This window comes from Roseobacter sp. (assembly GCF_039970775.1).
GTDB lineage: Bacteria > Pseudomonadota > Alphaproteobacteria > Rhodobacterales > Rhodobacteraceae > Roseobacter.
Window position 1 is genome coordinate 114,348 of record NZ_JBDVLG010000052.1, and the last position, 22,868, is coordinate 137,215.

Here is a 22,868-nt window from a genome sequence, read left to right on the forward strand (position 1 = left end):
ACCTATGGCTGATTTCTTTACCACCCCCGGCGGCATTGCCGTGATTATCCTGGCGCAGGTGCTGGCCGTGGTCGGCTTTGTCATGGTGTCATTGCTGTTTCTGGTCTATGGCGACCGCAAAATTTGGGCGGCCGTGCAGATGCGGCGCGGCCCCAACGTGGTTGGCGCCTTCGGCTTGTTGCAGACGGTTGCTGACGCGCTGAAATACGTTGTCAAAGAGGTCGTGGTACCGGCAGGCGCCGACAAGACCGTCTTTATGTTGGCTCCGCTAACCTCCTTTGTGCTGGCGTTGCTGGCTTGGGCGGTGATCCCGTTCAATGACACATGGGTGTTGTCTAATATTAACGTGGCGATCTTGTTCGTCTTCGCGATCTCATCGCTTGAGGTGTACGGGGTGATCATGGGCGGCTGGGCGTCGAACTCCAAATACCCGTTCCTTGGATCGTTGCGATCTGCGGCGCAGATGATCTCATACGAGGTGTCTTTGGGGTTGATCATTATCGGTGTGATCATCTCAACCGGGTCGATGAATTTCGGCGGCATTGTCGCGGCACAAGACGGCGCATATGGGTTTTTCAACTGGTACTGGCTGCCGCATTTCCCGATGGTTTTCTTGTTTTTCATCAGCTGCTTGGCTGAGACCAACCGCCCACCGTTTGACCTGCCCGAGGCGGAATCAGAACTGGTCGCGGGTTATCAGGTTGAATATTCGTCAACGCCATTCCTGTTGTTCATGGCCGGTGAATATATCGCCATCTTCCTGATGTGTGCGCTGATCTCACTGCTGTTTTTCGGCGGCTGGTTGTCACCCATCCCGTTCTTGCCGGATAGCCCGCTGTGGATGGTTGCCAAAATGGCGTTCTTCTTCTTCCTCTTCGCGATGGTCAAGGCCATCACGCCGCGCTACCGCTATGACCAGCTGATGCGTCTGGGGTGGAAGGTGTTCCTTCCATTCAGCCTCGTCTGGGTGGTTTTCGTGGCCTTCGCTGCCAAATTCGACTGGTTCTGGGGCGCATACGCCCGATGGAGCGTAGGAGGCTGATATGACACAGATCGACTATACACGCGCCGCTAAGTATTTCTTGTTGCAGGACTTTTGGGTCGGCATGAAACTGGGGCTTAAATACTTCTTCGCGCCCAAGGCGACGTTGAACTACCCCCATGAAAAGGGGCCTTTGTCTCCGCGGTTTCGGGGCGAACATGCGTTGCGCCGGTACCCCAATGGCGAAGAACGGTGTATCGCATGCAAGCTATGCGAGGCGATCTGCCCGGCGCAGGCCATCACCATCGACGCCGAACCGCGCGATGACGGCAGCCGCCGCACCACGCGCTATGACATCGACATGACGAAATGCATTTATTGCGGGTTCTGCCAAGAGGCCTGCCCGGTGGATGCGATTGTCGAAGGCCCAAATTTCGAATTTTCCACCGAGACGCGCGAAGAATTGTATTACGACAAAGACAAACTGCTGGCCAACGGTGAACGTTGGGAAGCCGAGATTGCACGCAACCTCGAATTGGATGCGCCCTACAGATGAGCCTGGATGATCCGCATATGGACGCCTATTCCAAGGGCAAAGCGCTGTCTGAGCAGGTGAACCCTGGTATGGAAGACGCGCTGCGCGACCGCTATGACGCGTTGGTGCCTGGCATGGCGCGCACCGTTGTGGATGTGGCCTATGGTCAGTTTTATGCCCGCGGTGTCGTGGACGAAAAGACGCGTCTGTTGGCGACTATCGCGGCATTGGCTGCGCTGGGTGGGCAGACCAAACCGCAGTTGCAGGTGAACATCAAAAGCGCCCGTGCAGTGGGGGCCAGCCGCGAAGAAATCTGCGAGATCATCTTCCAGATGACGCTTTATGGTGGGTTTCCCGCGATGATCAACGCGTTGAATGCCGCGCTGGACGTGTTCGAAGGGGAGGACGCCGCATGAGCGACCCCAAAAACCCCTTTGCCGCGATGATGGCGCAAGCGCAGGAAATGGCCAAAACCTTTCCGGCGATGGAAGCGTTTAGCCCCAAGGGCTTTGAGAAGATGATGGGTACCATGCCCAAAGACATGATGGAAATGATGTTTGGCAACGGGCTGAACGAAGACAGCCTGGATGCGCGGACGCGGATGTTGCTGACGCTGGCGGGGCTGACGATGCAAGGCGCACAAAACGACGTGGCGTTTCGCCAAGCGGTGCGTCACGCGCTTGAGGCCGGCGCGACCGAGCAGCACATCGTCGAAACGCTGGGCCAGATGTCGATGTTTGCGGGGCTGCCTGCCATGAGCCGTGCGTTGGAATTGGCGCAGCAGGTTCTGGACGATGGAAAGGACGAGGAATGACGGTTTTTGCCTTTTATCTGTTTGCGATCAGTGTGATCGCGGGAGGGCTGTTCACGGTTGTCAGCCGCAACCCGGTGCATTCGGTGCTGTGGCTGATCTTGGCTTTTTTGTCATCGGCGGGGCTGTTTGTGCTGCTGGGCGCGGAATTCGTCGCGATGTTGTTGATCATCGTTTACGTGGGCGCTGTCGCTGTGTTGTTCCTGTTTGTGGTGATGATGCTGGATGTCGATTTCGCTGAATTAAAGGCTGAAATGGCGAAATACCTGCCGCTGGCGTTGCTGATTGGGGTGGTGATCCTGATGCAGTTCGTCATGGCCTTTGGGGCGTGGGAAAGCAACGCGGCCGCCGAAGGGTTGCGCGCGCAGGTCACGCCGGTGGATCGGCACAATACCGAAGCCTTGGGGATGATCCTTTATGATCAGTATTTCCTGCTGTTTCAGCTAAGTGCGCTGATCCTGCTGGTGGCGATGATCGGTGCGATTGTTTTGACCCTGCGGCATCGGTCAGATGTGAAACGCCAAGATGTCGTGGCACAAATGATGCGCGACCCCGCGTTGGCGATGGAATTGAAAGACGTAAAATCGGGGCAGGGGTTGTAACGACGCACCCAAACCTGACGATTGGCTGATGGGCATGGCGGGCGTCTCGGATGAGACCAAAACCCAGGCTCTGTAAGATAAGAAACGGAAGACACATGATCGGACTTGAACATTACCTGACAGTGGCGGCAACGCTCTTTGTCATCGGCATCTTCGGGCTGTTTCTGAACCGCAAGAACATCATCATTTTGCTGATGAGCATCGAATTGATGCTGCTTGCCGTGAACATCAATCTGGTGGCTTTTTCCAGTTTCCTCGGGGACTTGGTAGGGCAGGTCTTTACGCTGTTTGTGTTGACGGTGGCCGCAGCAGAGGCGGCGATCGGTCTGGCCATTTTGGTCTGTTTCTTCCGCAACCGCGGCACGATCGCCGTGGAAGACGTCAACGTGATGAAGGGCTGATCACATGGAAACTATCCTCCTTTTTGCCCCTCTGGTTGGCGCGCTCCTGTGTGGGTTCGGTTGGCGTATATTTGGCGAAACTGTCGCGATGTGGATCGCCACGTCGTTTCTGTTCTTGTCCGCCGCGCTGTCTTGGGTGCTGTTTCTGACATTGGACCCAGCCGCGCATGAGGCGGGTCACTATACCGTTCCGGTTTTGCGCTTTATCGAAAGCGGCACGCTCAGCACCGACTGGGCGATCCGGGTGGACCGTTTGACCGCGATCATGTTGATTGTGATCACCACGGTGTCCAGCCTCGTGCACCTTTATTCGTTTGGCTACATGGCCCACGATCCGCAATGGAAAGATGGCGAAAGCTACAAGCCGCGCTTCTTTGCCTATCTGTCGTTCTTTACGTTCGCGATGTTGATGTTGGTGACAGCAGACAACTTGGTACAGATGTTCTTTGGCTGGGAAGGCGTTGGCGTCGCGTCGTACCTTTTGATCGGGTTTTATTATCGCAAACCTACGGCCAACGCCGCCGCGATGAAGGCGTTTGTGGTCAACCGGGTTGGCGATTTCGGATTTGCCCTTGGTATTTTTGCACTGTTTTTCCTGACCGACGACAGCATCAATTTTGACGACATTTTCGCAGCGGCACCGCGACTCGCAGAAACGCAACTTGGGTTCCTGTGGGCAGAATGGAACGCGGCGAATATGATCGCGTTTTTGCTGTTCATCGGGGCCATGGGGAAATCGGCGCAGCTGTTGTTGCACACGTGGTTGCCAGACGCGATGGAAGGGCCCACACCGGTGTCGGCCCTGATCCACGCGGCAACGATGGTTACGGCGGGTGTGTTTCTTGTGTGCCGCATGTCGCCGATCATGGAATTCGCACCCGAAGCGATGATGTTCGTCACATTCCTTGGCGCCACAACTGCGTTTTTCGCTGCAACCGTCGGGTTGGTGCAGACAGATATCAAACGGGTGATCGCCTATTCGACCTGCTCGCAACTGGGGTATATGTTCGTTGCGGCTGGCGTTGGCATGTACTCCGCCGCGATGTTCCATCTGTTCACGCACGCGTTCTTTAAGGCGATGCTGTTTTTGGGCGCCGGGTCGGTCATTCACGCCATGCATCATGAACAAGACATGATGAACTACGGCGGCCTGCGCAAAAAGATCCCCTATACGTTCTGGGCAATGATGATCGGCACGCTGGCCATCACCGGTGTGGGCATCCCTGTGTGGATTTTGACATTGGGTGAAATCCCTATTGGTTTCGCGGGGTTCCAATCAAAAGACGCGATCGTCGAAAGCGCCTATGCCGCGGGTTCCATGTACGGGTTCTGGGCTTTGGTGATCGCGGCATTGTTCACCAGTTTCTACAGTTGGCGGCTGATGTTCCTGACGTTCTACGGCACACCGCGCGGCGACAAACACACCCATGACCACGCGCACGAAAGCCCGTTGGTTATGCTGATCCCGCTGGGCGTTCTTGCCTTGGGCGCGGTGTTGGCCGGCATGGTTTGGTACGGATCGTTCTTTGGTCACACCGACAAAGTCGCCAAATTTTACGGCATTCCCTACGCAGAGGCCTCGGCCCACGGGGATGAACATGCCGAGGATCACGCTGATGAACATGCGGATGATCACGGCGATAGCCATGGCGACGGTCATGGGGATGCGAAAGAAGGCGAACACCACTATGCGTTCGCGGGGCAACCTGGCGAAGGCGGGCTCTATATCGCGCCGGACAATACGTTGCTCGATGATGCGCATAAGGTACCATATTGGGTGAAAACCTCGCCCTTTGCGGCGATGCTGTTGGGCTTTTTGACGGCCTATTGGTTCTATATCAAAAACCCGTCACTGCCTGTGCGGCTGGCCGAAAGCCAACGTCCTTTGTATCTGTTTCTCAAGAACAAATGGTACTTTGATGAACTCTACAACGTGGTCTTTGTCGGCCCAGCCAAATGGATTGGCCGCTTTTTGTGGAAACGCGGAGACGGCAACGTGATCGACGGCAGCCTGAACGGCGTGGCCATGGGGATCATCCCGTTTTTCACACGGCTCGCAGGGCGCGTGCAGTCGGGTTATATCTTTACGTACGCCTTCGCTATGGTCATCGGCATCGCGCTGTTGATCACGTGGATGACGCTGAGCGGAGGAGCACACTAATGGATAACCTGCTTTCCATTGTTACATTCATCCCAGCTGTTGCCGCGCTCATTATGGCGGTGTTCCTGCGCGGTGATGATGACGCGGCCAATCGCAACGCGAGATGGCTGGCGATGGCTGCCACGACGATGACCTTTCTGGTGTCGCTGTTCATTCTGGCGGAATTTGACCCCAACGACACTGGGTTCCAGTTTGTTGAACAGGCGCCGTGGTTGTTGGGTCTGCAATACAAGATGGGCGTGGACGGTATTTCGGTGCTGTTTGTCATGCTGACGACGTTCATGATGCCGCTGGTGATCGCCGCATCCTGGAACGTTAACACCCGGCTCAAAGAATATATGATCGCGTTTTTGCTGCTAGAAACGTTGATGTTGGGCGTGTTCATGGCACTGGATCTGGTGCTGTTTTACCTCTTCTTTGAGGCCGGGCTGATCCCGATGTTCCTGATCATCGGTATTTGGGGCGGGGCGAACCGCATCTACGCCAGCTTCAAGTTTTTCCTTTATACGTTCCTTGGCTCGGTCCTGATGTTAGTCGCCATGGTGGCTATGTTTGCCGAAGCGGGCACCACCGACATTGAACAACTGCTGATCCACCAGTTCGATTTCACGACCTTTAGCCTCGCGGGTGTGCAGGTCGTCGGCGGCATGCAGACACTGCTGTTTCTGGCGTTTTTCGCGAGTTTTGCTGTCAAAATGCCGATGTGGCCGGTGCACACGTGGCTGCCCGATGCACACGTTCAGGCCCCCACTGCAGGGTCTGTGGTACTGGCGGCGATTTTGCTGAAAATGGGCGGTTACGGCTTCTTGCGGTTCTCGTTGCCGATGTTTCCTGTTGGGTCGGATGTCATTGCGCCCACGGTTTTGTGGATGTCGGCCATTGCGATCGTCTACACATCGTTGGTGGCGCTGGTGCAGCAAGATATGAAAAAACTGATCGCGTATTCGTCGGTGGCGCACATGGGGTTTGTGACCATGGGGATCTTCACAGCCAACCAGCAGGGCGTGGATGGTGCGATTTTTCAGATGATCAGCCACGGCTTTATCTCAGGCGCGTTGTTCCTATGTGTCGGCGTGATTTATGACCGGATGCACACCCGCGAGATCGATGCATATGGGGGGCTGGTGAACCGCATGCCCGCCTACGCCATGATCTTTATGTTGTTTACAATGGCCAACGTTGGTTTGCCGGGCACGTCCGGGTTTGTCGGTGAATTCCTGACACTGATGGCGGTGTTCCAAGTGAACACTTGGGTCGCGGCTGTGGCCACCACAGGGGTGATCTTTTCGGCGGCATATGCGTTGTGGCTGTACCGCCGGGTTGTTATGGGCGACCTGATCAAGGAAAGCCTGCGATCAATCACCGATATGACCCCGCGTGAACGTTGGATCTTTGCGCCGCTGGTTGCAATGACCCTGTTGTTGGGGATCTATCCGGCGTTGGTTTTAGATGTCACCGGGCCTGCGGTTGCCGCATTGGTTGCAAATTACGATACGGCGCTGACCGCGGCTGAGGCCGCCTCTCAGCTGGCGTCGAACTGAAGGAATACGCGATGACCTCCGCTGATCTGACCCTCGCCCTGCCGCAAATCTTACTCGCTGTTTACGCGATGGTGATGATGTTGGTGGCGGTTTACACGTCCAAGGACGGGCTGGCCTCTACGCTTGTGTGGCTCACCGCCGGGGTGATGGTGGCGCTTGCGGCCTACATCGGCGTGACCGGCGAGGGCGCCAAAAGCGCCTTTAACGGCATGCTGATGATAGACGGCTACGCGCGGTTTGCCCAAATCACGATCCTGCTGTCTGCGGCGGCCGTCTTGGTGATGTCCGAAGGCTATATGAAATCGCGCGATCTTCTGCGGTTTGAATACCCTCTTCTGGTGGCGCTCAGTGCAGTGGGCATGATGGTTATGGTGTCCGCAGCCGACCTGATGGCCCTCTACATGGGCTTGGAGCTGCAATCGCTGGCGCTTTATGTGGTAGCCGCCCTGCGCCGCGATTCGGTGAAATCAACCGAAGCGGGCCTGAAATACTTTGTGCTGGGCGCGCTGTCGTCCGGTCTGCTGCTTTATGGGGCGTCGTTGGTGTATGGCTACTCCGGGACCACGCTGTTCTCGGGTATCATCGAAACCGCCCATCACGGCGAGGTCTCTGTCGGGCTGCTGTTTGGGTTGGTGTTCTTGATGTCTGGTATGGCGTTCAAAGTATCGGCAGTGCCCTTCCATATGTGGACACCTGACGTTTACGAAGGCGCGCCCACACCAGTCACCGCGTTTTTTGCCACCGCCCCCAAAGTCGCCGCGATGGGGCTGTTTGCCCGCGTGCTGCACGATGCCTTCGGCAACGCCGTCAGCGACTGGAGCCAAATCGTCGCGCTGTTGTCGGTGCTGTCTATGTTCTTGGGCGCGGTTGCTGCGATTGGCCAGACCAACATCAAACGGCTGATGGCGTTTTCGTCGATTGCCCATATGGGGTACGCGTTGATGGGGCTGGCCGCAGGGACGGTTCTGGGCGTACAGGCGATGTTGATCTACATGGCGATCTACGTCACCATGAACATCGGGACATTTGCCTTTATTTTGCTGATGCAAAAGGATGGTCAGCCGGTTACCGATATCGGATCGCTGAATGTGTATGCCAAACGTGAACCCGGTAAGGCGCTGGCGATGCTGGTCTTGCTGTTTTCACTGGCGGGTGTGCCCCCGATGCTTGGGTTCTTTGGCAAGTTCTACGTCTTGCGCGCGGCCTACGAGGCTGGCCTAGCGTGGTTGGCTGTTGCGGGTGTGATCGCTTCTGTGATCGGCGCGTATTACTACCTGCGGATCGTGTTCTACATGTACTTTGGCGAAGAAACCGAAGACGGTATCGACGCGGGCGGCCCCCCGATGTTGGTTGCCTTTCTGATGGCATCCGCGGTGATCATGGTGGTGGGCATCGCGAATATGTTCGGTGTAGAAACCGCGGCCGCCGCGGCCGCTGCAACGCTCCTGAATTAACGGACATGGGCCCCATCATTTGGTCATGCCTGAATAGTCCACGCCGGTGACCGGCTGGCCCGATGGGTATGGCCGGGTTGTCTTGGCCGAAACAGGCTCTACGCTTGACGAGGGGCTGGCGCGTGTGGCGCAAGACCCTGCGCCTTTTTGGGTGCTGGCCCATCGGCAAACAGCCGCGCGCGGGCGACGCGGGCGGATGTGGTCGATGCCCACGGGCAATTTCGCAGCGACCTTGATGCTACAACCACATGAACCCCCGGCGGTGACGGCGCTGCGATCCTTCGTGATGTCGCTGGCGCTTTATAATGCCTGCATAGAAATGACGGGGCGGGCGGATGCCTTTGCGCTCAAATGGCCCAATGACGTGCTGTTGCGGGGCGGCAAGCTGGCGGGTATTTTGCTGGAAACCACCGGTCAAGCGGGCGTCATGGGGCATCTTGCGATCGGCGTTGGTGTGAACTTGGTGGCGGCTCCGGGGGCTGATGAGATCGAACCGGGCGCCGTGACGCCCACCAGTCTACGCGCGGCACTGGGGCTGACCATCACGCCAGAGCTGTTTTTGGATGCCTTGGCGCGGGCTTACGCACCGCTGGAGCAACAGTTTGTCACCTACGGGTTTGCGCCAATCCGCACCGCGTGGATGGCGCAGGCGGCACGTCTGGGCGAACAGGTTCTGGCGCGCACCGGCCGCGAAGAGATCTCGGGCATCTTCGAAGATGTCGATGCTGATGGCAATCTGCTGTTGCGCACGCCGCGAGGGGTCCGCGCGATCGCTGCGGCAGATGTATTTTTCTAGGGGAGGGGTCGACATGCTTTTGGCAGTGGACTGCGGGAACACAAACACGGTTTTTGCGATTTGGGATGGCACGCAGTTTGTTGCCTCGTGGCGCACGTCAACGGAATGGCAGCGCACCGCAGATCAATACTACGTCTGGCTCAGCACTTTGATGAAACTCCAAGGGATCGACGCGCGGATCACCGATATGATCGTGTCATCGACGGTGCCGCGTGTGGTGTTCAACCTGCGTGTGCTGGCAGACCGGTACTTTAACACGCGCCCCCTTGTGGTCGGCAAACCCGACTGCCTGCTGCCCGTAGATGTGCGCGTGGACAGAGGCACCCAAGTGGGCCCCGACCGGCTGGTTAACACCGTGGCCGGGCACGACCTTTATGGCGGTGACCTGATTATGGTGGATTTTGGCACCGCCACGACGTTCGACGTGGTCGACACCGATGGCGCATATATTGGCGGTGTGATCGCGCCCGGCGTGAATCTTAGCCTTGAAGCGCTGCACCAGGCTGCCGCCGCCTTGCCGCATGTGGACATCTCTAAACCGCAAGGGGTGATCGGCACCAACACCGTGGCCTGCATGCAATCGGGTGTGTTCTGGGGTTACATCGGGCTCGTCCGTGAGATATGTGCCCGCATTAAAGCAGAGCGTGATCGAGAGATGCGCGTGATATCAACGGGGGGGCTGGCCCCGCTATTCCAGCAATCCGGGGCGCTTTTTGACGCCTTTGAGGATGAGTTGACAACGCACGGTCTGACCGTGATTCACAAGTATAATAAGGACAACGCTTAATACATATGAGCAATGATCGTTTGATATATCTCGCGCTTGGGGGCGCGGGCGAAATTGGTATGAACTGTTACGTCTACGGCTACGGCCGGCCCGGAAAAGAGCGGCTGATTGTGGTCGATCTGGGCGTGGCGTTCCCGGATATGGACACCAGCCCGGGGGTTGATTTGATCCTGCCGGATATTTCGTGGCTCATCGAGCGCCGCGATCAGATCGAGGCGGTGTTTATCACCCACGCCCATGAAGACCACGTGGGCGCCGTTGCCCATACCTATGAACAGCTCAAGGCGCCGATCTATGCGCGTGCCTTCACCGCCAACATCGCCCGTCGCAAGATGGACGAGCACGGGCACCCCAAAGACGCGGTGCAGGTGGTTTCGGCGTGGCCCGAACAGGTGCAGGGGGGGCCGTTTTCGGTGGGCTTCTTGCCGATGTCGCATTCCATCCCCGAAAGCTCTTCGATGGTGATCGACAGCCCAGACGGGCGGGTGGTCCATTCGGGCGACTTCAAGCTGGATGAAACCCCGCTGGTGGGCGAACCCTTTGACCCAGAGCTGTGGGCGGATGTCTGCAAAGATGGCGTCAAGGCGTTGGTCTGCGACAGCACCAACGTGTTTTCGCGCAACCCCGGCCGGTCCGAGGCCACCATTGGCCCCGACATCACCAAGCTGATCCAAAGTGCCAGCGGCATGGTCGTGGCGACCACATTTGCCTCGAACGTGGCGCGGGTAAAAACGCTGGCCGAAGCGGGCGAGCGGGCAGGGCGGTCCATTGTGTTGATGGGCCGTGCGATGAAACGCATGGTCGAAGCCGCCATCGAGACTGGCGTGCTGACGGATTTCCCGCCAGTGGTGCAGCCCGAGGATGCGCGATCTGTTCCGCGCGAAAACCTGATGTTGCTGGTGACGGGATCGCAGGGCGAACGCCGTGCGGCGTCGGCGCAATTGGCGCGGGGCAAATACCAAGGCATCGAGATGAAAGAGGGCGATCTGTTCCTGTTTTCGTCAAAAACCATCCCCGGGAATGAAAAAGGCGTGATCCGGATCATCAATGCGTTCTCTGAACAGGGCGTGGATGTGGTGGATGACAACGACGGGCTTTATCACGTGTCCGGCCACGCCAACCGCCCCGACCTGGAACGCCTGGCCAGCATCGTGAACCCACAGGTGTTGATCCCCATGCACGGCGAACATCGGCATTTGCGCGAACACGTCAAAATCGCCAATGGCAACGGCATGACCGGCGTTTTGGCCGTGAACGGCATGATGGTGGACCTGTCAGGCAACCAGCCCAAGATCGCCGAATACATCGAAACCGGGCGCACCTATCTGGATGGCACGGTGCAGATCGGCGCGATGGATGGCGTGGTGCGGGACCGTATCCGAATGGCGCTGAACGGGCATGTGGTTGTGACTGTGATCATGGACGACGAAGACGAGCCTTTGGGCGACCCTTGGTGCGAAGTGATGGGCCTGCCGGAAACGGGCAGCAGCAAGACGTCATTGGTTGATGTGCTCGAGGCCGATCTGGGCCAATGGCTCGGACGGGCGGGGGCCAAGACCCTGCGCGATGACGCAAAACTGAACGATGGGCTCAAACGTGTGGTGCGCCAAAGCGCCCTAAACGAGATCGGGCGCAAACCCGAAGTGACAATCGTGGTAAGCCGTCTGAGCTAAGCCCTACGCGCACTGCCGGGCCACGTGCTGTGGTCTGGCGGTGTGAAAGTACGACACAAGCGGTGCCAGTTGTGCCGCGTTTACCCCCATGCCACAAACGTTTCGGGGCCACGTCTTGGTGACGTGACCCCGAATATTACGCTGTGTGCAGACCCGGTTGGGTCTCAATCCGCGATACGTTCTTTAAAGCTTAGACCAATGAATTCGGGCGTGTGATCGCCCAAGCCAACAACCTTGTTGCCACCACGGTCTGATCTATCATCCCGTCCACCATTGCCGGATCCACGGCGCCCACGACCACGGCGCGGTTGCTCTTCGGGCTTGGGTTCTGGGGCTGCGGTGGGCTCTGGCGCTTTGGGCTGTTCTTGCACAACTGCCGGTGCGACCTCTGTGGTTTCTTTCTTGCGAGTGCGCGACCGTGTGCGCTTGGGTTTGTCCGCGACGGGGGCGACTGCCTCTGCGATTGGTGCATCATCGGCAGGTTTCGCAGATTTCAGCGGGTTGTCCATGCGGGGGATTTCCCGTTGCACCAAATGCTCGATATCGGCGAGGTTCTTTTCGTCACGCGGCACACAGATCATGATGGCTTTGCCGTCACGCCCGGCGCGGCCCGTGCGGCCAATGCGGTGCACGTAATCTTCTGCATGGCCGGGGACATCAAAGTTAAACACATGGCTCACCGATGGCACATCCAGCCCGCGCGCGGCCACATCCGAGGCCACGAGGAACCGCAAGCTGCCCTCGCGAAACCCATCCAACGTGCGTGTGCGGTGCGACTGGTCCAGATCACCGTGGATCGGGGCCGCGTCATAGCCATATTTCTTCAACGACTTGGCGACGATGTCCACATCGACCTTGCGGTTGCAGAACACAATCGCGTTGCTGCAGGCGTCACCTTCTGAATCGATGATGGCGCGCAGCACTTTACGTTTTTCCGACGCTTCGCGGTCTTTGCGGGACCCTTTGAAAAGAAGCACCCCTTGGGTGATGTTTTCGCTGGTGGTGGCCTGACGGGCGACCTCTATCCGCTCGGGCGCAGACAGGAAGGTGTTGGTGATCCGCTCAATTTCAGGCGCCATCGTGGCCGAGAAAAACAGCGTCTGGCGGGTAAACGGTGTCAGGCCAAAGATGCGTTCGATATCGGGGATGAACCCCATATCCAGCATCCGGTCGGCCTCGTCGACGACCATGACCTTTACGTCGTTCAGAATCAGTTTGCCGCGCTCGAAATGGTCCAACAGGCGGCCGGGCGTCGCGATCAACACATCGACACCTTTGTCGATCAGTATGTCTTGTTCTTTAAAGCTGACCCCACCAATCAACAGTGCCTTGGTCAATTTGACGTATTTGGCATATGTATCGAAGTTTTCAGCCACTTGGGCCGCCAACTCGCGGGTCGGGCACAACACCAAGCTGCGCGGCATACGCGCGCGCGCACGGCCACGGGCCAGTTGGGTGATAAGAGGGAGCGTGAAACTGGCGGTTTTGCCGGTTCCGGTCTGGGCGATGCCCAAAACGTCTTTGCCTTCGAGCGCTGGGGGAATGGCCCCGGCCTGAATGGGCGTGGGGCTTTCGTAGCCTGCCTCGTCGATGGCTTTGAGCACTTTTGGGTTCAGATTGAGATCAGAAAATTTGGTCATACATGTCCGGTATTAGCGGACACGATCTTGGCCCGCAGCAGCGTTGATGCCGGCCCGCATGGCCCAAAAGACGGTCTTTACCGTGGCATAAGCGCGTGCATAACAACATGTGTGCCCAGCGTCAAACAAGACCGCTATGTCGTGGTGAATTCGGGAAAATATCTCGTTTTGTGGGTTTGAGGGCACGCATGAAATGCCATTTTTCAGGGTATATTTGGAAAACACAACCTAAGGGGGTGCCCCACACCCCCCGGCGGTCGGCCTAGGCCATCATCTCTTTGGTGGCTGTCAGCGTGATGTCGGGGTAATCGCGGGCGACACGGTCAATGTCCCACTGCAGTCGGGTCAGGTACACGATGTCGCCGTCATGATCATGGGCAATGTGTTGTTTGTTGCTTTCGGTAAAGACATCGACGGGCTGTTTGGCGCCGTTTACCCACCGGGCAGAGGTAAATTGCGACGCCTCGAACCGGACGGGCAGGCCGTATTCCAGCTCGATCCGGCTGGCCAAGACTTCAAATTGCAACTGGCCAACAACGCCCACCACAAACCCAGACCCAATGGCGGGTTTGAACACTTTGGCCGCCCCTTCTTCGGCGAATTGCATCAACGCCTTTTCTAGGTGTTTGGCCTTCATCGGGTCGCCTGCGCGCACCCCTTGCAACAGTTCGGGCGCAAATGACGGGATGCCGCTCACGCGGATCGCTTCGCCTTCGGTCAGCGTGTCGCCGATGCGCAGCTGCCCGTGGTTCGGGATGCCGATGATATCTCCGGCCCAGGCCTCTTCGGCCAATTCACGGTCGCTGGCCAAAAACATGACCGGATTGGTGATCGCCATCGGCTTTTTGGACCGCACATGGGTCAGCTTCATACCACGCTCAAAATGCCCTGACGCCAGCCGCACAAACGCCACGCGGTCGCGGTGCTTTGGGTCCATGTTGGCCTGCACCTTAAACACAAACCCGGCGACTTTCTTTTCTTCGGGCAGGATCTTGCGCGGTTCGGCCGATTGGATCTGCGGTTCGGGCCCGTAGTTGGCGATGCCCTCCATCAGTTCTTTCACGCCAAACGAATTGATCGCAGAGCCGAACCAAATCGGCGTCAATGACCCTTCATGCATGGCGTCGCGGTCTAGCGGGGGCAGCAGTGCGCGCGCCATCTCTAGGTCTTCGCGCAGCTTTTCCAGCAACGCTTCGGGCACGTGTTCGGCCAGCTTGGGGTCGTCCAAACCGTTGATCTCGATGCTTTCGGCGACGCGGTTGCGGTCGGCACGATCCATTAGTTCCAACCGGTCGCGCAGCATATCATAGCACCCCATGAAATCGCGGCCCACGCCTATGGGCCAGCTGGCGGGGGTGACGTCAATGGCTAGATTTTCTTGGATTTCGTCAATAATCTCAAAGACGTCGCGGCTTTCACGGTCCATCTTGTTACAAAAGGTCAAGATCGGCAGATCCCGCATCCGGCACACTTCAAACAGCTTTTGTGTCTGGCTTTCGACGCCTTTGGCGCCATCAATCACCATCACGGCGGCATCCACCGCCGTCAACGTGCGGTAGGTGTCTTCGGAAAAGTCCGAGTGGCCGGGCGTGTCTACCAGATTGAACCGGTATTCACGGAAATCAAACGACATCGCCGAGGCCGACACCGAAATGCCGCGGTCTTTTTCCATCGCCATAAAGTCAGACCGGGTGCGGCGCGCCTCGCCCTTTGCACGGACCTGTCCGGCCATCTGGATGGCCCCACCAAACAGCAGAAATTTCTCTGTCAGTGTCGTCTTGCCGGCATCCGGGTGGCTGATGATCGCAAAGGTGCGACGCCGCGCAATTTCGGGGGGCAATTCGGGGCGGTTTTGTGTACTGTCCAACATGATCGAGCGTATAGCGCTGCCCGCAGGGCGCGGCAAGCGTTGCGGTTGATGGGGTCGCCTGCAACGGGTGCGATGCGAGGTTGGGTCTTTTGCTGGTGTCTGGCGGCGTTGCGGTGATACGTCTGTGGTGAATCATTTTGGGAGCATGACATGGATCTGGGCATCAAAGGGAAACGCGCGGTTGTGTGTGCGTCGTCCAAGGGGTTGGGGCGCGGGTGCGCCGAGGCATTGGCCGCAGCGGGTTGTGACCTGATCCTGAATGCACGCGGCGCCGAGGCGCTTGAGGCCACGGCGCAGGCTCTGCGCGCGACCTACGGTGTTGATGTGCAAACCGTGGCGGCAGACGTGACCACCGAAACCGGCCGCGCGGCGTTGTTGGCGGCGGCAGGGACGGTGGATATCTTGGTCAACAATGCAGGCGGGCCGCCTCCGGGGATGTGGCACGACTGGGACCGCGACGATTTCATCGCGGCGCTCGATGCCAATATGCTAACGCCCATCGCGATGATCAAAGCCCTGGTGCCCGGCATGATGGATCGCGGCTGGGGCCGGGTCGTTAATATCACGTCGCAATCGGTAAAGGCCCCGATCCCGCAACTGGGTCTGAGCAACGCCGCACGCACCGGGCTGACAGGCTATGTTGCAGGGACCGCACGGCAGGTCGCGGGCGCAGGCGTGACGATCAACAATATCTTGCCCGGTATTCACGACACTGACCGCGCACAGGCGCTGGACGGGCCAATCGTGCAACGCGAAGGCATCACCATGGATGAGGCGCGCGCGCGCCGGGCGGCAACCATCCCCGCAGGGCGCTACGGGACGGCGCAGGAATTTGGCGCGACCTGCGCGTTTTTGTGCTCTGTGCATGCGGGGTTTATTGTGGGGCAAAACGTGCTGTGTGACGGCGGCGCCACCAACGCCACGATCTGATCCATGGCAGAACGCTATTCAATGAAAGACGACCTGTTCAACGCCCGCACTGTCGGGCAGTTGGCAGGTGAGTTTGCGCAGGCTGTGCCAGGGTTCGACCCCACACGGTTTACCGCCGAGGCCCTGGCCGGGTTCCCGGACCGCGAATTGATGGCGCGAATGGACTGGTTGGCCGATTGTATCGAACCCCATCTGGCCGCCGATTTCCCAACCATGGCTGACCAGCTAGAGGCGGCGATGCCTGCGCGCTTGGACCCAACCCGCGCGGATGATGATTTTGGGCATTTCATCCACGCGGTGCCGGGTATTCTGGCGGTGCGGCATGGGCTAGAGCACCACCGCGCGCGGGCGATGACGCTGATGTATCACGCGACACAGCGGTTTTCGATGGAATTTTACATCCGTCCTTTCCTCAACCGGTGGCCCGAAGAAACGCTTGGCGATTTGGCGCGTTGGGCAGGGGACGAAAACTACCATGTGCGTCGATTGGTCAGCGAAGGCACGCGGCCTAAATTGCCTTGGGCCAAAGGCGTTGCACTGACGCCCGACCAGACCGTGTCGTTGCTGGACCGGCTGCATGACGACGCGACGCGCTATGTCACGCGGTCGGTGGCCAACCACCTGAATGATCTGTCCAAAACCCACGATAATCTGGTCCTGAACCGTCTGGCCGCATGGCAAAAGGGCGGGGCGCAAACCCCCAAAGAACTGACGTGGATGATGCGCCATGCCCTGCGCACGTTGATCAAACAGGGCCACGGTGGCGCCATGCGCGCCCTTGGGTTTGACGCGGCGGTGCCTGTTGATGTGGACCTAGAGATCGAAACGCCACAGGTCGCCATGGGAGAGGCGTTGGTGTTTGCGTGTACTGTGCACGCGGCGGTGGATTTGCCTGTTTTGGTCGATTATCGCATCAGTTTCGAGCGTCCGGGGGGTAAAACAGGGCAAAAGGTGTTCAAACTGAAACAGGGGCAGGCCACACCGACAACCCCCTTTGCCGTGCGCAAAACCCATAAACTAAAGGGCGATGCCACGACGTTCCGTCTGTATCCGGGGCGACATCAGATCACGGTGCAGGTCAATGGGGTCGACCGCGCGCAGGCTGATTTTGATCTGACCTAACGGGCCGGTTGGCTTTACGCATGCTTGCGGCGGCGCAAAAGGGCTGATACCTGAATATCTGAATAAATTTATCGGATTTAAGCCGCTGTGAGCATACCTCCCCCGCGACTGGAAATCAAAAACCTGCGGCGCGCGTTTAACGGGCGTACCGTGGTTGATGATGTCAGCTTTGCCATCCAGCCTGGTCAGGTGACGTGCCTGTTGGGGCCGTCGGGCTGCGGAAAATCCACCACGTTGCGCATGATCGCCGGGGTGGAAATGCAAGACAGCGGCGAAATCCATGTGGATGGCCAGTTGGTCTGCGATACAGTGTTTCGCTTGCCGCCGGAACGCCGCGAAATTGGCCTTATGTTTCAGGATTTTGCGCTGTTTCCGCACCTTAGCGTGGCGGATAATGTGGCGTTTGGCCTGAAAAATACCACCAAGGCCGAGGCGCGCCGCCGTGTCGAAGAATTGCTGACCCGTGTGGATCTTTTGCAGTTCATTGATGGGTTCCCGCACCAATTGTCGGGCGGCGAACAGCAGCGCGTTGCCTTGGCCCGCGCCTTGGCCCCACGCCCCAAAATCATGCTGATGGACGAGCCGTTTTCCGGGCTGGACAACCGGCTGCGCGACGGTATCCGCGACGAGACGCTGACGATCCTCAAGGAAGAAAACACCGCCGTCTTGCTGGTCACCCACGAACCCGAAGAGGCGATGCGGATGGCCGACGAAATCGCGCTGATGCGCGACGGGCGTATTGTGCAACACGGCGCGCCCTATAACGTCTACACTCGGCCCGTTGACCGCGCCGCCTTGGCGTTTTTCTCGGATACGAATGTGATAAAGGCGCATGTGGCAGGCAAATTGGCCGACACGCCCTTTGGCCCCTTTTTAGCTCCTGAAATTCGCGATGACACGGCGGTTGATATCGTCTTTCGCCCCCAACACGTGCGCATCGACTTTGACCGCAACGGCACCGGGCCACGCCCCACCGCGACAAATGGCACAGCGGCCCGCGGCGTGGTGCAGCGCGCGCGGTTTATCGGCAACGAAAGCTTGGTCGAATTCGCCATGGAGTTTGACGGATCAGTGTTGCGGGCCACCGTGCCAAACGTGTTTTTGCCCAAGCCGGGTGTGGCGATGTGGCTGACCGTCCCGCGCGACAAATGTTTTGTTTTTGAAGCCTGACAGGCCAGAAGGAGCGCTATGACGCGGTTGTTGGTAGAATTCGGGATGGGCACGTCGCTCAGACGTGGTGACTATACGCAGGCCGCCGTGCGCGGGGTCAAAGACGCGCTTTGGCACAATTCCATCAACCTGGCGGAACTCTTCGGGTTTGAAAAAACCGACATGCAGATCCAGGTGGATATTGGGGTGCAGCACCCAGATGCCGTTGATGTGGCCGAGGTGTTAGAGGTGTTTCCCTATGGTGCGGCCACGGTCACGGTGCATCACGGGGGGCTGGATATTGCGCGCCCCGAGGGCGAAGGCCACCCGACAATCATGGCCAACGTGGCCTTGACCGTGGGGTTCGACATGGAGCGTGCAGATGACTGAACAACGGTTGATTATCGAGATGGGCATGGGCAATGATTTGCACGGCCAAGACTACACCAAAGCCGCCCGGCGCGCGATCGAAGACGCGTTTCGCCATTCATCACTGCCGCTGTTTGGCGCGGTGGGTTTGGGCCACGAGGCGATGCGCGTGCAGGTGACGGTCGGGGTGCAAAGCCCGGATGCGGTGGACGTTGACGCGTTGGTCGCAACTTTGCCGCGCGGCCGCGCCGAGGTGCGCGTGGTCAAAGGCGGGTTGAATGTGGGCACCGATACCGATGACCCCATCGTGATCGCGCAGGCCAGCGTCGAGGCGTTTTTGCCGCCCCAAACCGGGTGGCGCCTAAAGGGCGGCTAGGGCGTGTAATCTGCCAGCGTTTTGCCGGGCTCGTCTACGAATAATTCGGGCAATGCTTCAGCAGTTTCGATCAGATCCACACGAAACACCCGGAACGCCGCGCGCAATTCGCACCAAGATGTCAGTGTCCAGATGCGGCCCCAGTATTCCATATGCAGGGGGCGGATGGTGCGCGTGGTCACCTTTGCGTCCTTGGAGGTGTAGGTCAGGCGTAGCTTTTGTTTGGCCCGGATGGCGGCGCGCAACGTGGGCATATGTGCAAAACCGCGTGCCGCATCCGCAAACGGATAGACCGCAAATTTCCATTGATCCGCATCTGCGATGGTCTGGCTGGGCAAGACCGCATCAACCTTATCCGCAAGGCTCAGCGCGGCCGCCTTGAGATCTGGGTCGGCGGCTTCGGCAACAATGGCCATGCCAAGGTTCAGCGCCTCTAGTTCGGCCACGGTCAGGTTAAGGGGCGGCAGGCTGATCGCTTGCGTGACCATATACCCCACGCCGCGTTCGCCCTGCACCGGCACGCCCGACGCCACAAGCGTGTCCATATCGCGGTAGATCGTGCGCACCGACACCTCTAGCCGGTCGGAAATGTCCTGCGCGCGGTGCAATTTACCGTCGCGCAGGATCTGGATAATGTCAAAAAGGCGGTCAGTGCGGCGCATATGCCAACCCTGCCACCGCGCGCCCGGCTAGTCCATCTGGAACACAACTGGCGCATAGCGCAGTTGCGCCGACCCTTCGGCAATCATGCCGAAAAATGTCGCAAATTCGGGGCGCTGCATCGCTTGTGCTTCGGTGGCTTTGGCCGCTGCCAGCGACGACCACAAAATGTAGTCAGTCCAGATGCCCCTGTCATCGCGCGATAAGCTGCGCGACAAAACGGCCCCGGTTGTCGCCAAAAACGGCTCTGTTTGACGGGCAGCTTTTAGGGCCTCGGCGGTGGTGATGCCGTCCTTGACCCGGTAGGTCACAATTTCCGCGATGGGGCCGGGGGCGTCGCCGGCCATCGCAGCGTCGGCGGTGGCAAATGTTATCAGTGCCATAAAAAGGGGATGTGCGCGCATGATATGTCCTTCCGTTGTCGTGCGTTCGACGTGGACATGACAGAGTACAACTGACATAAACCTGTCAGTTGAATGCAAGGTCGAGCAAATTTTCTGGATCCTGTGCCGTTTGACATAGTGAAACACGCGGTTGTTGCTTTTCGTGGGCTTCGGTTTTTCGTAACGCTAATCGCAACACAAAAGCCCTGCGTTCGGGGCAAAGCTAATTTGGAGATACATCATGTTGAACAATATCGGCCTTCCCGGCCTTTTGCTGATCGCGGTTGTGGTGCTGGTGCTGTTTGGGCGCGGCAAGATTTCCAGCCTGATGGGCGAAGTCGGCAAAGGCATCACGTCGTTCAAAAAGGGCATCAACGAGGGCCAAGACGAGATCGCGAATGCGGAAGAGGTCAAGGACGTCACGCCCGAGACGGAAAAAGACAAGGTCTGATCCATGTTCGATCTTGGCTGGACAGAGATGCTGGTGATCGGCGTTGTTGCGTTGATCGTCGTGGGCCCCAAGGACCTGCCCGTGTTGTTTCGTACGTTGGGGCAATTCGTGGGCAAGGCCAAGGGCATGGCGCGTGAATTCAGTCGGGCGATGAACGATGCCGCCGATGAAAGCGGTATGAAAGACGTGGCAAAGGGGCTGAAAGCAGCCACCAACCCCATCAATTCCGCGATGGACGGGGTGAAAAACGCCGCCGCTGATTTGGGTAAGTTCGACCCGGATAGCGAGACGGGCAAGCTGTCTGCAGATCGTGCAGAGCAGACCAAAAAGATACAGGCCGCGACGGCCCGTGCCGCCGCCGACCGCAAGATGAAAGACGCGCAAGAGGCCCAGGCCGCTGCCGCAAAACTGGAAGCCGTGCGCGACGCGGAACCCCCAGAAAAGAGTGACACATGAGCGCATCTGACGACATGGATGACAGCGCCGCACCGCTGATCGAACACCTGGCCGAGCTGCGCACGCGGTTGATCCGGTCGGTGATCGCTTTTTTGGTGGGCATGATCATTTGTTTCACCGTGGCCACACCGGTTTTTAACTTTCTGACCAACCCGTTATGCACCGTTCTGGCCGACCGTGGGCAGGATTGCGACCTGATCTTTATCAGCCCGCAAGAGGGGTTCTTTGTGGCCATCAAAGTGTCGCTGTTGGGGGGCTTGATGCTGTCCTTTCCGGTGATTGCGCATCAAATGTGGCGCTTTGTGGCGCCGGGATTGTACAAAAACGAGAAGGGCGCGTTTTTACCGTTTTTGGTGGCGTCGCCGTTGATGTTCTTGCTGGGGGCGTCGTTCGCGTTTTATGTGGTCACGCCGCTGGCCTATGACTTCTTCCTTGGATTTCAACAGTTTGGCGACACAGGCGAGGCCGTTGTCGGTGATCCCGCCGTGGCTCCGGGGCTTAGTGTGGTCTTTCAGGGGTCTGCACAGGAATATCTGAACCTCACCATCAAATTCATCGTGGCATTTGGCATGTGCTTCCAACTGCCTGTTTTGCTGACGTTAATGGGCAAGGCGGGGCTGGTCAGCGCCGAGGGGCTGGGCAACGTGCGCAAATATGCGGTTGTTGCGATTTTGATCTTGGCCGCGCTGGTCACACCGCCGGATGTTATCACGCAGGTGATCCTGTTTGTGGTGGTTTACGGGCTCTATGAGTTGTCGATTTTCCTCGTGCGGCGGGTCGAGGCCAAACGCGAGGCACAGCTGCGCAAAGACGGGCTGTGGTTTGATGATGACGACGCCGACGACGCCGATGAGGCGGATAAGGATCAAAACACGTGATCGATGACCCGATGGATCGGATTGCGCAGGCGCTGGAACGACTGGCGCCTGCACCACGACCGGCCCCTGATTTTTCGCAGGCCCCGGCATTTGTTTGGCACGTAGACCCCGACCGGTTGGAACCGGTCCCGCAGATCGCGCGGGTGGATCTATCGCTTCTGGTGGGGGTGGAACGGTCGCGGGATACTCTGCTGGCCAATACCGAACAATTTGCCCGTGGTTTGCCCGCAAACAACGCCCTTTTATGGGGCGCCCGCGGGATGGGAAAATCCAGCCTTGTGAAATCGATACACGGCAAAGTTCATGCAGCACATGAAGCATTGCGCATCATCGAATTGCAACGCGAAGATCTGCCGACCGTCGGGCGTTTATTGAACCTGCTGCGGGGGGCGCCATACCGGTTTATTCTGTTCTGTGATGACCTGTCTTTTGGCCATGATGACGCACATTACAAAAGCCTCAAGGCCGTGTTGGATGGCGGTATCGAAGGGCGGCCCGAAAACGTGGTGCTGTATGCCACGTCAAACCGGCGCCACCTGATGCCCCGCGATATGATCGAAAACGAACGTGGCAGCGCGATCAACCCGTCCGAGGCTGTTGAAGAAAAGGTGTCTCTGTCTGATCGCTTTGGCCTGTGGTTGGGCTTTCATCCCTGCGACCAAGACCAATATCTGGCGATGATTCGCGGGTATTGCGATGCCCACGGAGTGCAGATCAATGACGATGACCTGCGCGTCCAAGCCATTGAATGGCAGGCGACACGCGGGTCCCGCTCTGGGCGGGTCGCGTGGCAGTTCTTTACCGACCTTGCGGGGCGCAAGGGCATCGCGCTGGCGTAGGG

Annotated in this window: 25 protein-coding genes; 21 read left to right on the forward strand and 4 right to left on the reverse strand. The window is 58.4% G+C overall.

Annotated elements, in window-relative coordinates:
* Window positions 1–4 precede the first annotated feature (4 nt).
* From nuoH to ABJH13_RS14445, 12 genes are all read left to right on the forward strand, one after another.
* Window positions 5–1,042: an NADH-quinone oxidoreductase subunit NuoH gene (gene nuoH / locus ABJH13_RS14390; protein WP_348406914.1), complete on the forward strand. Its 1,038-nt coding sequence runs from the start codon at window positions 5–7 to the stop codon at window positions 1,040–1,042.
* Between the two features lies 1 nt (window position 1,043).
* Window positions 1,044–1,538, forward strand: coding sequence for an NADH-quinone oxidoreductase subunit NuoI (nuoI, locus tag ABJH13_RS14395; RefSeq protein WP_348406915.1), 495 nt, complete (start codon window positions 1,044–1,046; stop codon window positions 1,536–1,538).
* The gene (locus ABJH13_RS14400) at window positions 1,535–1,933 is read left to right on the forward strand and encodes a carboxymuconolactone decarboxylase family protein (protein WP_348313974.1); all 399 of its coding nucleotides are present in this window, start codon (window positions 1,535–1,537) and stop codon (window positions 1,931–1,933) included. Before nuoI ends, ABJH13_RS14400 begins: the two co-directional genes overlap by 4 nt.
* Window positions 1,930–2,331 (forward strand): carboxymuconolactone decarboxylase family protein, encoded by a 402-nt coding sequence (locus ABJH13_RS14405; RefSeq protein ID WP_348313973.1) that lies wholly within the window; start codon window positions 1,930–1,932, stop codon window positions 2,329–2,331. The genes ABJH13_RS14400 and ABJH13_RS14405 overlap by 4 nt, the downstream gene beginning before the upstream one ends.
* Window positions 2,328–2,930, forward strand: coding sequence for an NADH-quinone oxidoreductase subunit J (locus ABJH13_RS14410; protein ID WP_348313972.1), 603 nt, complete (start codon window positions 2,328–2,330; stop codon window positions 2,928–2,930). The genes ABJH13_RS14405 and ABJH13_RS14410 overlap by 4 nt, the downstream gene beginning before the upstream one ends.
* A 95-nt stretch (window positions 2,931–3,025) precedes the next feature.
* On the forward strand, window positions 3,026–3,331 hold the full coding sequence (gene nuoK / locus ABJH13_RS14415) for an NADH-quinone oxidoreductase subunit NuoK (RefSeq protein ID WP_187428658.1): 306 nt from the start codon (window positions 3,026–3,028) through the stop codon (window positions 3,329–3,331).
* Window positions 3,332–3,335: 4 nt separating this feature from the next.
* Entirely contained in the window at window positions 3,336–5,492 is a 2,157-nt protein-coding gene (gene nuoL / locus ABJH13_RS14420; protein ID WP_348406916.1) for an NADH-quinone oxidoreductase subunit L, read from the forward strand.
* Window positions 5,492–7,033: an NADH-quinone oxidoreductase subunit M gene (locus ABJH13_RS14425; protein ID WP_348406917.1), complete on the forward strand. Its 1,542-nt coding sequence runs from the start codon at window positions 5,492–5,494 to the stop codon at window positions 7,031–7,033. Before nuoL ends, ABJH13_RS14425 begins: the two co-directional genes overlap by 1 nt.
* An 11-nt stretch (window positions 7,034–7,044) precedes the next feature.
* Window positions 7,045–8,487: an NADH-quinone oxidoreductase subunit NuoN gene (gene nuoN, locus ABJH13_RS14430; protein ID WP_348406918.1), complete on the forward strand. Its 1,443-nt coding sequence runs from the start codon at window positions 7,045–7,047 to the stop codon at window positions 8,485–8,487.
* 46 nt (window positions 8,488–8,533) lie between these two features.
* A complete protein-coding gene (locus ABJH13_RS14435; RefSeq protein WP_348406919.1) occupies window positions 8,534–9,283 on the forward strand; it encodes a biotin--[acetyl-CoA-carboxylase] ligase in 750 nt (249 codons plus the stop codon).
* A gap of 13 nt (window positions 9,284–9,296) precedes the next feature.
* Complete coding sequence (locus ABJH13_RS14440; RefSeq protein ID WP_348406920.1) at window positions 9,297–10,070, forward strand: type III pantothenate kinase; 774 nt, start codon at window positions 9,297–9,299, stop codon at window positions 10,068–10,070.
* A gap of 5 nt (window positions 10,071–10,075) precedes the next feature.
* Window positions 10,076–11,743 (forward strand): ribonuclease J, encoded by a 1,668-nt coding sequence (locus tag ABJH13_RS14445; protein WP_348406921.1) that lies wholly within the window; start codon window positions 10,076–10,078, stop codon window positions 11,741–11,743.
* A 164-nt stretch (window positions 11,744–11,907) separates the two neighbouring features.
* Here ABJH13_RS14445 and ABJH13_RS14450 read toward each other — a convergent pair whose 3' ends face one another.
* Together ABJH13_RS14450 and ABJH13_RS14455 are read right to left on the reverse strand one after the other, a co-directional pair.
* Entirely contained in the window at window positions 11,908–13,383 is a 1,476-nt protein-coding gene (locus ABJH13_RS14450) for a DEAD/DEAH box helicase (protein ID WP_348406922.1), read from the reverse strand.
* 262 nt (window positions 13,384–13,645) lie between these two features.
* On the reverse strand, window positions 13,646–15,253 hold the full coding sequence (locus ABJH13_RS14455) for a peptide chain release factor 3 (protein WP_348406923.1): 1,608 nt from the start codon (window positions 15,251–15,253) through the stop codon (window positions 13,646–13,648).
* A 150-nt stretch (window positions 15,254–15,403) separates the two neighbouring features.
* Between ABJH13_RS14455 and ABJH13_RS14460 the strand changes: the two genes are divergently transcribed.
* The 5 genes from ABJH13_RS14460 (at window position 15,404) to ABJH13_RS14480 (ending at window position 19,199) form a co-directional block, all read left to right on the forward strand.
* Window positions 15,404–16,183, forward strand: coding sequence for an SDR family oxidoreductase (locus tag ABJH13_RS14460; protein ID WP_348406924.1), 780 nt, complete (start codon window positions 15,404–15,406; stop codon window positions 16,181–16,183).
* Window positions 16,184–16,186: 3 nt separating this feature from the next.
* Window positions 16,187–17,305, forward strand: a complete 1,119-nt coding sequence (locus ABJH13_RS14465; RefSeq protein WP_348406925.1) for a hypothetical protein — start codon at window positions 16,187–16,189, stop codon at window positions 17,303–17,305.
* Window positions 17,306–17,392: 87 nt separating this feature from the next.
* Window positions 17,393–18,475 (forward strand): ABC transporter ATP-binding protein, encoded by a 1,083-nt coding sequence (locus ABJH13_RS14470; protein ID WP_348406926.1) that lies wholly within the window; start codon window positions 17,393–17,395, stop codon window positions 18,473–18,475.
* Between the two features lie 18 nt (window positions 18,476–18,493).
* Window positions 18,494–18,844 carry a Lin0512 family protein gene (locus ABJH13_RS14475; protein ID WP_348406927.1) on the forward strand — a complete coding sequence of 117 codons (351 nt, stop codon included), beginning with the start codon at window positions 18,494–18,496 and terminating at the stop codon, window positions 18,842–18,844.
* The gene (locus ABJH13_RS14480; protein ID WP_348406928.1) at window positions 18,837–19,199 is read left to right on the forward strand and encodes a Lin0512 family protein; all 363 of its coding nucleotides are present in this window, start codon (window positions 18,837–18,839) and stop codon (window positions 19,197–19,199) included. Before ABJH13_RS14475 ends, ABJH13_RS14480 begins: the two co-directional genes overlap by 8 nt.
* Here the strand turns inward: ABJH13_RS14480 and ABJH13_RS14485 are convergent.
* Entirely contained in the window at window positions 19,196–19,861 is a 666-nt protein-coding gene (locus ABJH13_RS14485; RefSeq protein WP_348406929.1) for a YafY family protein, read from the reverse strand. The genes ABJH13_RS14480 and ABJH13_RS14485 overlap by 4 nt on opposite strands.
* A gap of 27 nt (window positions 19,862–19,888) precedes the next feature.
* Complete coding sequence (locus tag ABJH13_RS14490) at window positions 19,889–20,263, reverse strand: hypothetical protein (RefSeq protein ID WP_348406930.1); 375 nt, start codon at window positions 20,261–20,263, stop codon at window positions 19,889–19,891.
* Between the two features lie 220 nt (window positions 20,264–20,483).
* On the opposite strand from ABJH13_RS14490, the gene tatA reads away from it, so the two are divergent.
* Genes tatA through ABJH13_RS14510 form a run of 4 tightly spaced genes read left to right on the forward strand, consistent with a single transcriptional unit; the run spans window position 20,484 to window position 22,866 of the window.
* On the forward strand, window positions 20,484–20,693 hold the full coding sequence (gene tatA, locus ABJH13_RS14495) for a twin-arginine translocase TatA/TatE family subunit (RefSeq protein WP_348406931.1): 210 nt from the start codon (window positions 20,484–20,486) through the stop codon (window positions 20,691–20,693).
* Between the two features lie 3 nt (window positions 20,694–20,696).
* The gene (gene tatB, locus ABJH13_RS14500; RefSeq protein WP_348406932.1) at window positions 20,697–21,149 is read left to right on the forward strand and encodes a Sec-independent protein translocase protein TatB; all 453 of its coding nucleotides are present in this window, start codon (window positions 20,697–20,699) and stop codon (window positions 21,147–21,149) included.
* Window positions 21,146–22,027, forward strand: coding sequence for a twin-arginine translocase subunit TatC (tatC, locus tag ABJH13_RS14505; protein WP_348406933.1), 882 nt, complete (start codon window positions 21,146–21,148; stop codon window positions 22,025–22,027). Before tatB ends, tatC begins: the two co-directional genes overlap by 4 nt.
* A complete protein-coding gene (locus tag ABJH13_RS14510) occupies window positions 22,024–22,866 on the forward strand; it encodes an ATP-binding protein (RefSeq protein ID WP_348406934.1) in 843 nt (280 codons plus the stop codon). The genes tatC and ABJH13_RS14510 overlap by 4 nt, the downstream gene beginning before the upstream one ends.
* Window positions 22,867–22,868: the final 2 nt, after the last annotated feature.